The 11,762-nt window shown below is 47.7% G+C and carries 10 protein-coding genes and 1 riboswitch; all 10 genes read right to left on the bottom strand.

Going from position 1 to position 11,762, the window contains the following annotated elements:
• Positions 1 to 14: 14 nt before the first annotated feature.
• Entirely contained in the window at positions 15 to 2,108 is a 2,094-nt protein-coding gene (locus ACFQZR_RS26130; RefSeq protein WP_379351286.1) for an S-layer homology domain-containing protein, read from the bottom strand.
• A gap of 44 nt (positions 2,109 to 2,152) precedes the next feature.
• Positions 2,153 to 2,240: riboswitch (cyclic di-GMP riboswitch) on the bottom strand.
• Between the two features lie 312 nt (positions 2,241 to 2,552).
• Positions 2,553 to 3,194 (bottom strand): hypothetical protein, encoded by a 642-nt coding sequence (locus ACFQZR_RS26125; RefSeq protein WP_379351285.1) that lies wholly within the window; start codon positions 3,192 to 3,194, stop codon positions 2,553 to 2,555.
• Positions 3,195 to 3,222: 28 nt separating this feature from the next.
• Positions 3,223 to 4,494: an ABC transporter substrate-binding protein gene (locus ACFQZR_RS26120; protein ID WP_379351284.1), complete on the bottom strand. Its 1,272-nt coding sequence runs from the start codon at positions 4,492 to 4,494 to the stop codon at positions 3,223 to 3,225.
• 254 nt (positions 4,495 to 4,748) lie between these two features.
• The gene (locus tag ACFQZR_RS26115; protein WP_379351283.1) at positions 4,749 to 5,897 is read right to left on the bottom strand and encodes an efflux RND transporter periplasmic adaptor subunit; all 1,149 of its coding nucleotides are present in this window, start codon (positions 5,895 to 5,897) and stop codon (positions 4,749 to 4,751) included.
• 17 nt (positions 5,898 to 5,914) lie between these two features.
• Positions 5,915 to 6,793 (bottom strand): carbohydrate ABC transporter permease, encoded by an 879-nt coding sequence (locus ACFQZR_RS26110; RefSeq protein ID WP_379351282.1) that lies wholly within the window; start codon positions 6,791 to 6,793, stop codon positions 5,915 to 5,917.
• A 13-nt stretch (positions 6,794 to 6,806) separates the two neighbouring features.
• A complete protein-coding gene (locus ACFQZR_RS26105) occupies positions 6,807 to 7,646 on the bottom strand; it encodes a carbohydrate ABC transporter permease (RefSeq protein ID WP_379351460.1) in 840 nt (279 codons plus the stop codon).
• 29 nt (positions 7,647 to 7,675) lie between these two features.
• A complete protein-coding gene (locus tag ACFQZR_RS26100) occupies positions 7,676 to 8,497 on the bottom strand; it encodes a hypothetical protein (RefSeq protein WP_379351281.1) in 822 nt (273 codons plus the stop codon).
• Positions 8,487 to 9,062 (bottom strand): sigma-70 family RNA polymerase sigma factor, encoded by a 576-nt coding sequence (locus ACFQZR_RS26095; RefSeq protein ID WP_379351280.1) that lies wholly within the window; start codon positions 9,060 to 9,062, stop codon positions 8,487 to 8,489. Before ACFQZR_RS26095 ends, ACFQZR_RS26100 begins: the two co-directional genes overlap by 11 nt.
• A 162-nt stretch (positions 9,063 to 9,224) precedes the next feature.
• Entirely contained in the window at positions 9,225 to 10,085 is an 861-nt protein-coding gene (locus ACFQZR_RS26090) for a DegV family protein (protein ID WP_379351279.1), read from the bottom strand.
• A 667-nt stretch (positions 10,086 to 10,752) separates the two neighbouring features.
• The gene (locus ACFQZR_RS26085) at positions 10,753 to 11,754 is read right to left on the bottom strand and encodes a PHP domain-containing protein (RefSeq protein ID WP_379351278.1); all 1,002 of its coding nucleotides are present in this window, start codon (positions 11,752 to 11,754) and stop codon (positions 10,753 to 10,755) included.
• Positions 11,755 to 11,762: the final 8 nt, after the last annotated feature.

The raw sequence follows: 11,762 nt of genomic DNA, 5'->3' as shown, positions 1-11,762 counted from the left end.
TCCCCTAATTCAACCTATAGCTTCCCTTGATTCTGCAGCATCCGCAGCAGCATTACGACGCCTTGCGCCCGTGTCGATACTTGGCCCGGATGAATATTCATCCCTTCGCCGGTCAATAACTTACGTTCCAAAGCACTCGCCATGAAAGGTCTAGCCCACGCACTCACCTTAGCCCCATCCCGATATGCATCCAGAATACTTTCGTCCGTCACCTTAAGCGGCTGTCCCGCTAACCAAGCTTCCGCACGCACGAGCATTGCCGTCATCGCTTCGCGCGACAGCTTCTCATTCGGATGGAACTTCCCTTGATCCCCTTGCACAAGACCTGCTTGTACCGCCGCTTCTACATGCACGTAACTCCAATGCGACTTCGGCACATCCACGAAACTCGGCTCATTCCCGAGCAGTGCCTGAAGCTTCAATGCACCTGACAACATGGTCACGAATTGTGCACGGGTTAACGGCGCATTCGGCTCGAATTTTCCGGCGCTGACCCCTTGGACGAGATGGCGTGCCGCAGCCGTCTCAATGGCTTCCTTGGCCCAGTGCCCCTGAATATCCGAATAGGTAATATCCGTGAGCTGCAATCCATACGTACCCGGCCCATCGATCTCCGCCACCATTTCCTTGCGTTCGTTATCCCATCTGCCACCAATATCCTCCCATTTGCCTGCCGACGCATCGAACGCATACACCGACAATTTGCTCACCTGATTCGGCTTCATCTTCGACACATCCACCGGGATATGCAGCGTAAGCGGCTTTACAGTCGCTTCCTTCCAGCTCAACTTCACGACAGGTCCTACCGGATGCGAATTAGCAGCCACCTTCTGCTTAAGCGCCTTGTCCCAAGCCGTCGTGACCGTTAACGTCAGCTTCGAACGCTCTTGAAAAGCATACTTCGGCACGTTCAACGAAATCCCAGACTTCCGCGCTTCCAACACGCCGCCATCCGGGCCGATTTCAGCCTCTACCAACTCATCCATTTCCATCGAAATCACTGAATTCCATGAACCTGGCGTTCCCGCTGTGGAAGACTGCCCCGTAGTACCGCCTTCCTCTTGACCCTCTTGACGCGTCATCGTCTTATAGACCAATTTCTTCTGATCATTCATAACGAGAAGGCGATCCCCGTCGAAGAACAGATCCTTCTGATTGATCTTCCCTGATGTGACCTGCCACGTCTTACCTGTCCCCATATCTCCTGCAAAAATCTGAAGTACCCCGTCAACATATTGCGTCCAAGCCGCATAAGAATCGCCAAGTGCTGCATGCGAAAGATTCTTCCCGGTAAAAGGAGGAACAAGAACCATCTTTTGCGGCGTCTGCATATCCTTCAAATCATATAAAACGACGGATGTCGTATCCTCGCCACCTTCATCGCTTCCTCTCTTGAATGTCAGGACGCGCGTACCGTCAAATGCATAAGAGCGGAACGCCTCTCCCTCATCCAGCACAATCACCTTCGTCGTTGCACCTGTATTCACGTCATAGAGATACCCTGCATCCTGATACCAATATTTTGTAAAAAACACTTTGTCATTCGCAATCTTCGGATAATCTCCATCACCAATCACCTTTTCCGTACCGGCCTTGAGATCGTACAAATACACTTTGTGACCCGATTCCCCCCATACCACGTAACGTCCATCCGATTGCGGCGAACCTAAATGTCCAACGGTCTTGCTGATCTTCGTTTCTTTACCCGTCTTCAAGTCGAACATATAGATATCCCAGTCCTCTTCGCCCGGAGCCGTATTTCTTTTATCCGCCCAGAATATGAGATCACCATGAATCGACAGCTCTCTTTTATACGATTTCACCGGCGTCAGCAGCTTGGATTGATTCGTCTTCAAATCCCGATACATCACTTGGCGCGTCGTATCCGCACCCGTGACGAACCACACCATATTCGAGCCCGAAATTTGAATATCCCCCCCTTGCATGTCCACCTTCGTCACTTCATCCTCCGTCTGAATCTGTACAGCAGCATGCGCACTTGGCGCAGCCAGCACACTCCATGAAGCAACTGTTAATGCACAGCAGAGCGCCGCCATCCGAAGCCGGTACTGCCATCCTTTCTTTCCTTCTTCCGTTCTTCTCATCATCGATTCCCCCTATGGTCTTTTTTGGGCACACAAAAACCAAGCCTTTGAGCGGCCCGGCGATCATAGTACGAATGTACCTTAGACCCGTGGCTTTGCGTCCCCGTCTTTCGAACGAGTTTGCCTTGGTTCATTCACTTGGTTCATAAAAGATTTAGGTTCTATAACCTAAATTCACGCGCGATCTTCATCGATCAAAAACCTGCATTTCCTTTTGGTGGTAAAATATACCTAACCAAAAAATTACATTCGTCATCCACTTCTAAATTCCTCCAAATTCGATTCCAAAGTCATAAAAATAAGTCGAAATACCTAGAAATATGTCATTTTCTGAAAAGTTCTTCTGTCCAGACATACCACGCCAAAAAACCGCTCAGCGGTTTCGCCAAGCGGTCATGTTCCTACTATTAATCTTTACTTCATGAAACTGAACCTGCAGCCCTTTCCCTACATCTGAATCGATTCGATCATCTCATGCACAGCATTCTGCCACTCCCCCTTCACATCTGCGGGACAGGTGAATGTGATTTCCAGAAAAGCGCCGTCTAATTCAGCCCAAGCCACGAGATGATACGTGTCGCCTGCCTTGGATGGAACGATGACCTCATTAATCGCGATATGCTTCCCATGGACTTGCTGCGTCTCATCCTTCAACCACTCTAATTTTACACCTTCATATTGTTGTTCGAAGATCCCTCTCATCTTCAAACGTCCCATATCGATCCCCTCATCCGTCACCAATTGCTCAGGATCATGCAGCATTTCGAGCTTCACTTGATTCGCTTTATCGGTATAGATCAATTTCGAATTTGTGGAGCCTGACGATTGTGCCTCAAGGCCCTCCGGAAGCTTCAATGCCATCAGATCCGAGAATACTTTCGTCATGCCCTGCCCATCATTCTGGCCTTCATCATTCTTTTGTTCCTTCTCGGCAGTCTCTTCACCCTTTTGTTCTTGCTTTCCCCGTTGATCTAGCGGCTCAGCCTCTATATTCATTTCTGCCTTTGTTTCTTCCGCACCTGGAACCGAGCAAGCTGAGACACTGGCCACAACTCCGAATACGAACAACACCGCTATCCATTTTTTCATCCATCATCATCCTTTACTCAAGATTTCATTACTCATTCAAATAGGTTGTGATCCGATTTGCGATCAGATCCGCAACAGCTTGCTCCGACTTTTGTCCGCTAAAATAGGCTTTCGCTTCCTCTTCAATGATCGATTGAATCTTCTTATCTTCTCTCACCGTTGTCTTCGTATCGGCGACCATCTGTTTAAGAACTTCGAGGTCTTCCTTGCTAACCGGTACGGAAGATCCCGTCGGCGACTCCACCGAGCCTTTATTCTCAAGGTCCTTGAACATCTTCTCGTTCACCGATTTGTTAATGGAGAAACCCTGCAGTCCCGGCAGCATCTGCGCCTCTTCAGACATCAGGAATTTCATGAAATCCCACGCTTCCGCCTGGACGTCTGAGTTCGCGTTGATCCCGAGCGTCCTATTCATGATGAATGAACCTCCCGATTGCTCCTGCAAAGCCCGTGGCTTGTTATAGATCTTCCCTTTCTCATAGAACATGGCTGGTCCGACAAAATAATCTTCAGGAGATATAATCATCGTAGGCAAAAAGTAGGATTCATCTGCAGCAATCTCGGCCTTCGTGACGACTTCATCATCATACATCTTCTTCACTTGCTTCATGAGTGATGAGAATGCGTTCGTGTCGAAACGCTTCTCATCCTTCACAATCCCTGCATAGTTATCCGAGAACAAATAGTTCAGCATCTGCTCCGGAGGCGTATTTCCCGTCGCATGTTTCCGTTTCCCTGAAGCTGCCAAGCTTTTACCAACCGTTGTGAAATCGTTCCATGTCCAGTTCGAATCATCGAATGTCACGCCTGCATCCTCAATCGCCTTGGCATCCCCCATCATCCTGTCCAAGAAGAATCGTAAAGGCAGCGTGTAGAGACCTCCATTCATCTTGGCACCGTCCAGAATATTCATCTCATATTGGCTGGCATCAAAGGACTGATCCTGCTTCATCAGATCGCTCAAGTTAACCAACACTTTTTTATCGACATACTTCACGACAGGCAGCCCCATCACATCAAAGGCAATGATATCTGCCCCTTTACCCGATAAGAGTTCGGTGTTGGTTATGTTTATATATTTTTCCCCCTCCCCTTCATAGCTGGCATTTGGGTCCTTCATATGTGCCTTAATCTGAATATCCACATTCGGGTGACTCGCTTCATATTTTTTCTCCGCCTGTGTATAGACTGGATCAGCGCTGAAGACGGATAAGACGACGGTTTTTTTCCCCTCCTTCTTCTCGTCGCCGTTCTGCCCGCCGGAGCAAGCAGCCAAACTCATGGAACATGCAACTATCAAACATACGATCGAACTTTTTCTCATCTCATTCCCTCTCTCCATATGCAAAATCTATTAATGCGTGTTCAAAAAGTCGGCATTTCAGCACCGAGAAGGTTGCGAGAACCTGAAGAAGGAGGAACGGAGTTTAGGCGAAACCTAAATGAGTACCGGACTTCAAAGGTGAACGCAAGATTCGATGTTGATTATGCTTCTTGAATCACTTCGTGATCAAATGATGACTTTTTGAACAACCTCTATAATAAGCGAACGCACTAGACTCTTACGCGATTACCTTCCGCTAGCGGCTCGTTGCTCTCCACAATGATGGCATCATTCATATATACCCCTTGCACGAGGGACTCCTGACCATTCGTCCCCACCAATCGGACTGGGGCTTTGCGGACGATAAATGTATTCCCCAGCGGACCTCTACGTTCTTCGACAACAAGTACGTAGCTGCTCTTACCTTCGCGATGAATCGCTTGGTTCGGCACGAGCAAGGCCCCCTCGTCCTCTTGTGATTGCGTTAGATCTACATTTACCAAGTCGTTGGCCTCCAAATCTTGATGCACTACTTGTACAACGAATAGTTGATTCGATGTATCGGGAGTCGCATTCTCCCCCTGCGACGGACTGCCATCACTAGTACTCGTCGCATTTCGAATTTCACGAATCGTCCCTTCAACGGGTACGTTCGTGCCCTGATGCTCTACTTGAACTTTGAGCTTATCTCCTGTACGATACTTCCGCCCCACGGCATTCGGTATAACAATCTCGAATTGGTAGCCTTGCTGCATATTCGCTAGACTTACATCCGGCCCGTTGCTCCCTGAGGGCAGCTGCGAAGCCGCATTGACCTGCATTACGACACCATCAAACGGTGCAACGATACGTCTTCGACCGCTCGCATCCGACTGCATCACCGCCACTTTTCGCTGCTGCACATCCATCATCAATCGGGCTCGCTCTAGTTCCCTCTTCGTACGACGCATCTGCATTTCATCATTGTTCTGAGCCGCTTCAATATAAGCATCCTGCAAATCCTCGATCGACAATTGCTGCTGTGCAAGACTCGCATTGGCATCCTGTATTTCCTGCTCCGCAGCAGGATTGTCATACGTAATGAGCGTCTGTCCTTTTGTAACGCGGTCTCCCGGTTTCACGAGCACTTCCTTCGTCGTCCACTCCGCAGCATTGGATAATGCCATCAATTGCCTGGGCATCAGCCGCGCTGTACCATTCCACTGGGTGGTCAACGGTCCTTGTCTCCCGATCTCTGTTCGAACCTTAGGTAGACTCATCGTCAGCCATGTATTACTCGATAGGGTAAGAAGTAGGAGCACACCGATGAACAGACCGGAGATCCACACTATTTTTCGTTTTCGGCCCGCATCCATCGCTTCAGCCATCCCTGTATTCATCTTGTTCCTCCTCTCGATCACCCTTTAATGCCCGACATTTGTACACCCTCGATAAAATACGATTCCGCATACATGAACAACAGCACCATCGGTGTCATGTAGATCATCGAAGCAGCGAAGCCGATGCCCTGCGCTTCTGTGTTAATTCTGGATAGATAGAGCGATAATGGCTGCTTAAAGGCATCCTCCAAGAAAATCAAAGGCTGCTCGACCATATTCCAATAGTCTACGAACAGCAAGACGACGAGCGCCGCGATCCCCGGCTTCATCAAGGGCAGCATAACACGGTAGAAAATACGATAATGTCCGGCACCATCCATCTGTGCCGCTTCAATAAGTGCGTAGGGAATCGACAGCATAAATTGTCTAAGCATGAACACCCCAAATGCCGCGAATATCCCTGGCAATATGATCGCGCTCGCTGTATTCATTAAGCCTAACTGATTAGCAATAATATAATTCGGAACCAGGGTCACTTGGAAAGGCATCAGCATCGTCATTAAGTAGACTCGGAACCAACCCTCTCTTCCCTTAAATCGGAGTTTGGCAAATGCGTACGCGGCCAGCGCACTCACAACGGTCTGCCCCACAATGATCGCGACGACCATGGCAACCGAATTCCACAGCATGAACAGGTAATTCGGCGTCTCGAGCAACACTTTTCCATATTGCTCAAAGGACAGCCAATCCGGTATGATCTTCAAATTCACAAATGAAGGCAATTCCCCAGGCGCTCGGGTCGGCATGGTGCCCACGAGATCATAATTACCGTGAATCTCTTGCTCTGTCATCAGTGAATTTGTGAAAGTAATCACAATAGGAAAGAGCATCATTAACCCACTGCACGCCATCACCAGCGTTCCCAAGAGGTTCCGAATGAACCCCTTATTCTCCATCCTTCCTCCTCGTTCAATTTATAAATTGTGTATATCTTTTCTCGATTTGAAGCAGGATCGTGACGATCATGAAGATGCAGATCACCATAAGTGTCGCTGCCGCAGACAACTTCTGTACATCCATCGTTAGGAACATATTGTTCATATAATGCTGAAGTGTATAGATGCTATCATGCGGGTAATCCCCTGCGATCAAGTACGTTTCTCGAAATATTTTGAATGTATTCATGATCGACATCAGCACAACGAAGACCATGGTCGGCGTCAAGTAGACGAGCGTAATACTGTAGAATTGGCGCCACTTACCTGCCCCTTCGATATTCGCTGTCTCATAATAGTCTCGCGGAATACCTTGCAGCCCTGCTAGGAATAGGATGATATTATAGCCGACATGCTTCCAGAGATAAAAGACCGATACGACGCCTCTAGCCCATGTCGATTTCATCCAATCGATTTGATCCAATCCGAAGCCATGCAGCCAAGCATTCAGCGATCCATTCCAATCGAAGATCACTTGCCATACCATCACGACAGAAGCGACCGGCACAACCAGCGGCAGAACATAGGCCATCCGAATGAAGTTTCGCAGATAGAGATTACGATTCAATAGGATGGCGATAACCAGCGATACGATAAGCATCAGCGGAACGTTAACCGCCGTGAACCAGAAGGTATTTGATGCCGCTTTGCGAAATGAATCGCTGCTCAGCAGCTCCTGATAATTCGCCAATCCTACAAACGATCCTCCGACGGTTCGATCCAACATCGAATAGATCAATCCCATCACGAACGGAATGATATAGAACAATGCGAATCCGATGGCACTTGGCAGCAAGAATGTCAACGCGACCATACCCTCACGACGGATGAGTCGTTGAACCCTCAAGACTTCTCCTGACTGATGTCCGCGACACTCGTACTGCCTTGTCGAAGGTTAACTTGGAGCATCTTCTTCCCATCTTGAGGACGCTTGTAGATCACGATCGATTGATCCGTTTCTTGCGTGTTATTCGAACTTGTCCGTATAACCTCATGTTGATATCCCTCGATATTCATTTGCAATCGCTCCAAGAAGGCATTCGCAATCTCAATCGCTTCCGCCTCCCGCAATTTCAAGGTATGTGCTGAAGGATCTAATTCGATCGCTTGAAAGAATTGAATCGCTCCAGTCCTCACATCGACGATCGCTGTAATTTCCTTATGCGGATCAGCGAAAGTCTTCCCTTTCTCCATGAGAATCAAGTTCAATTCATGGATTTGCTCCCCGCCACGCGTCCCTTCTGTAATTTGTGCGTTAGCAATTTCGAAAGAGCGCGTCTCTGGATAACCGTGATAAATACGTGCAAGCACATCTTGTGCAGCCTTATTCCCGGCAACCTCATCTTCATATAAATTGGTCGTGATATAATCTGAATCCTCATCTTTCGTGACGAAGCTGCGTATGTCTTCCGTCCCCGATAAATTCAATAGAGCGCGAATCTGTGCAGCGACGGCAGGGGCAGTATAGATGACAATAGGCGTGAGCAGGACAACCGCAAGCGCACCTATAATCAGGCGAACCTTTAAAGCTGATATAGATTTATGTTTTTCATTCCGATAGCGTTCATAAGAAGCTCGCTCCACACGCTTTTGCATTTCTGACGGAACTTCCATTGCTTCCGCACAATCTTGCAGCTTATCGCGCAGTTGTTGTTCAATGGACATAAAGTTTCTGCTCCTTTCCTTGTTCAAAATACGGACTAAGCTCGCGAAGCTTGCCTAGTGCTGTATGATGTCTGGATTTAACCGTTCCTTGCGGAATCTCCAACAGTTCAGCGATTTCATCGAATGCGTAATCGTGATAATAACGAAGAATGATCACGATGCGAAGCTTGTACGAAAGCTGATGCACGATCGATAACATCTCCTGGTGTGTCTCTGCCGCAAGAACAGGCCGATCCGAGAATAGATGCTCTTCCACTTCCAAGAGCCGTTTCTTCTCGAAGATCCGGAACCTTCTCCAACGCTGTGTCCTCCATTTCTGGATCTGCTTCAGCACAATGCCGTGCAGCCAGAATCGGAAAGGTCGACGCGAATCATAGTTCGATATCGACTTCCATAGCTGAAAATATATTTCATTCATCAAATCTTCGATCTCTTGTTTGTCTGAGATTAGGAACACGACCGAACGATAAATTTCAGGAAAGGTCCATTCATAGATGACCTGGAATGCAGATTGATCCCCTTCCCGAATGCGTTCGATCCATGATTGTAATTCGATTTCTTGCATGAACAAGGGCCCTCCTTGGTAAGCTTACACCTCTATATTGCATCGATCGTTCGAAAAGGTTCAGTTTTATCATAAGGATAATAATGGAAAATTATCAATAGTCATAAAAAAAGAGCGAAACCCCCGTCACTGTCTACGAAGAGTCTCGCTCTAATTCTTTTCCTAAATGGATTTCGGCTCATTGTGCCAAATGACGGCCAAGGTCCCTTCACCCGCATGAACTGCAATCGCAGAACTAATCTCTCCGATGACAACATCCATGCTTGGAAAATGCTTCTTAATATCTTGCTTGAATGCCTCCGCCTTATCCCGGACATTCCCATGCATAATTTGCAATTGTTGAATGTGATATTTTTCTAAAGATTGCTTCAGGAGTTCTGTCATACGGTTGTACGCCTTCTTCTCTGAACGGACCCTCTCGAATAGTTCGAACACCCCTTCGGAGTTGATCCGAATGATGGGTTTAATCCGCAGAAGTGATCCTAATAAATATTGGGTTCCCGTCATCCGCCCACCCTTATAGAACTGATCTAAACAACCTAGAACAATATAATTTTGCGATTTCGCTGTCTCCAACCGTAACTGATTCGCGATATCCTTGCTGTCTAGCCCTTGCCGTGCAAGCGCTATGCCTTTGTAGATCAACGTTGTAATCGCATAAGACATCGATTTCGAGTCAACAACTTCGACCTCAAATGGAACAAGCTGCGAGGCCGATTGGCAGCCAGCGAATGTTCCACTTATTTTATCCGATACATGAATAGCAATTGCGCAGTCATAATCTGTACTAAGCTTCTCGAAAAGCTCCGTAAACCTGCCGACCGGGGGCTGGGATGACTTGGGGATCTCTTTCTCTTCCCGGATTCGTCGATACAGGTCCTCCGTAGTTAGCTCCACGCAATCTTCGAACACATGGTTACCGAATATAATCCCGATCGGAATCACAAATACATCGGGATTATTCTTCAAATCCTCTGGAATATAGGCAGTACTGTCTGTAATCCATGCAATTTTCTTTGTCATGAAGGTCTCATTTCTTGTTATTTAAATTTGTGGTAATTGCTCATTATATAACAGAAGTTCGAATATAACATTACGAAATATCACGCTAATTCATGATTTACACCAATTTCCAACTAGTAAAGTATCTTTATCTGGAAGTGGAAAGCAAAAAAAATAACAACAGGTGCTCAAACACCCGCTGCTTCACGCAAATTAACTGCTTTTGCGCAGTTATTTACTCCTTAATCAGCCGCTTCGAGTAAATTAACTGCATTTGTGCAGTTAATTACTCCTTAATCAGCCGCTTCACGCAAATTAACTGCATTTGCGCAGTTATTTACTCCTTAATACGCCGCTTCACGCAAATTAACTGCATTTGCGCAGTTATTTACCCCTTAATCAGCCGCTTCGAGTAAATTAACTGCAATTGCGCAGTTATTTACCCCTTAATCAGCAGCTTCGAGTAAATTAACTGCATTTGTGCAGTTAATTACGTTAGGGAGTTACAACTGCGTAGTCAGAATCGGATCATTCGGCGCTTGAACCTTCACATGGATGTGACGAGTCCGTCCGGGATAGAGTCCAGGAACGATCAGAGGTGAACTTGCCTTTCTCATCCGTGTATTGGTGGCCGGCTTAGAGGACCATACGAATAACCCCAGTGGATCTCCACTGGGGTCACAACATTTTACTCCCTTAGAGGCACTGTAATCCGCTGCTTCTCATGCACATAGATCACTTCGGTGTACCCCGCTGCTTCGAGCAGATCCATCGCTTCATCGAGCAAGGTTCCGATATCATCCGGGAAATGCGAATCCGAGCTCATCGTGATCGGCACCCCGTGTTTATTCAAAATTTGCAGGAAGGATGGACTTGGACAAGCCTCTTTGACAGGATAACGATAGGCTAATCCCGTGTTGATCTCCGTCGCCACGTCCGCTTCCTTCAGCGTCTTCGCCACGTCTTCATAGAGCGGCAATAACTGACTTTCATCCGGCCTATAGTTGAATACTTTGAGGTTATCCAGATGCGCAATAATGTCGAACAACCTGCTTCGCGCGGCCATTTTTACGTATTCAAAGCCTTTGGCATACAATTCGACTAAATCGCGATTCTCGAACAACTCTTGCGCCTCGGGGTTGTCGAACCCCCAACCATCCACGAAGTGAACCGAACCGATCACGTAGTCCAGCTCATATTGCGACAGCAATGCGCCAAGCTCCTCTTCTCCGCCCGGAAAAAAGTCCGCTTCGACGCCGAGCGATACCGGGTACCCCGCGGCCTTTGCACGCCGTACAGCATCCAAATACGGTTCAATCGACGTCACACATACCCGATCCAGCCAATACTGCTGCATCCGTCCGAGCGGGGAATCGTCCAGCACCATATGCTTCTCGTAATACGAACGGAACTCGGTGAACCGATACAGATGATCCACCATACCAAACCGTTCGATCCCGCGTTTCTTGCCCTCTTCAAAATAATAGGCCAGCCACGTATCACTAAAGCAACCCGTTTCCATCCGATCTCGCAACAGCTCTGTTAATTCATTGACCCAAGCTAGCGAATGTGATGGCGCATGCAGTGTCCCCCGATCTTGATGCACGTTCTCCAGCGCCCGTGCCGTCCGCCCAATCCATCCTGTGCTGTATGGCCCTTCTTCCAAATGAAAGTGAAAATCGACCTTCATCGTCCGTC

It is taken from the genome of Paenibacillus sp. GCM10027629 (genome assembly GCF_042676425.1).
Classification (GTDB): Bacteria; Bacillota; Bacilli; order Paenibacillales; family Paenibacillaceae; genus Paenibacillus_K; species Paenibacillus_K terrigena.
The sequence above is the reverse complement of the archived record's forward strand: the minus strand, read 5'-3'. Positions and strand labels throughout refer to the sequence as shown.

Excerpts from the sequence above, each read along its gene's own strand:
- ACFQZR_RS26095 (WP_379351280.1), bottom strand. The coding sequence starts at position 9,062 with ATGCAAGAAATCGAATTACAATCATGGATCGAACGCATTCGGGAAGGG.
- ACFQZR_RS26105 (WP_379351460.1), bottom strand. The coding sequence starts at position 7,646 with ATGGTCGCGTTGACATTCTTGCTGCCAAGTGCCATCGGATTCGCATTG.
- ACFQZR_RS26110 (WP_379351282.1), bottom strand. The coding sequence starts at position 6,793 with ATGGAGAATAAGGGGTTCATTCGGAACCTCTTGGGAACGCTGGTGATG.
- ACFQZR_RS26130 (WP_379351286.1), bottom strand. The coding sequence starts at position 2,108 with ATGATGAGAAGAACGGAAGAAGGAAAGAAAGGATGGCAGTACCGGCTT.
- ACFQZR_RS26115 (WP_379351283.1), bottom strand. The coding sequence starts at position 5,897 with ATGAATACAGGGATGGCTGAAGCGATGGATGCGGGCCGAAAACGAAAA.
- ACFQZR_RS26090 (WP_379351279.1), bottom strand. The coding sequence starts at position 10,085 with ATGACAAAGAAAATTGCATGGATTACAGACAGTACTGCCTATATTCCA.
- ACFQZR_RS26125 (WP_379351285.1), bottom strand. The coding sequence starts at position 3,194 with ATGAAAAAATGGATAGCGGTGTTGTTCGTATTCGGAGTTGTGGCCAGT.
- ACFQZR_RS26085 (WP_379351278.1), bottom strand. The coding sequence starts at position 11,754 with ATGAAGGTCGATTTTCACTTTCATTTGGAAGAAGGGCCATACAGCACA.
- ACFQZR_RS26100 (WP_379351281.1), bottom strand. The coding sequence starts at position 8,497 with ATGTCCATTGAACAACAACTGCGCGATAAGCTGCAAGATTGTGCGGAA.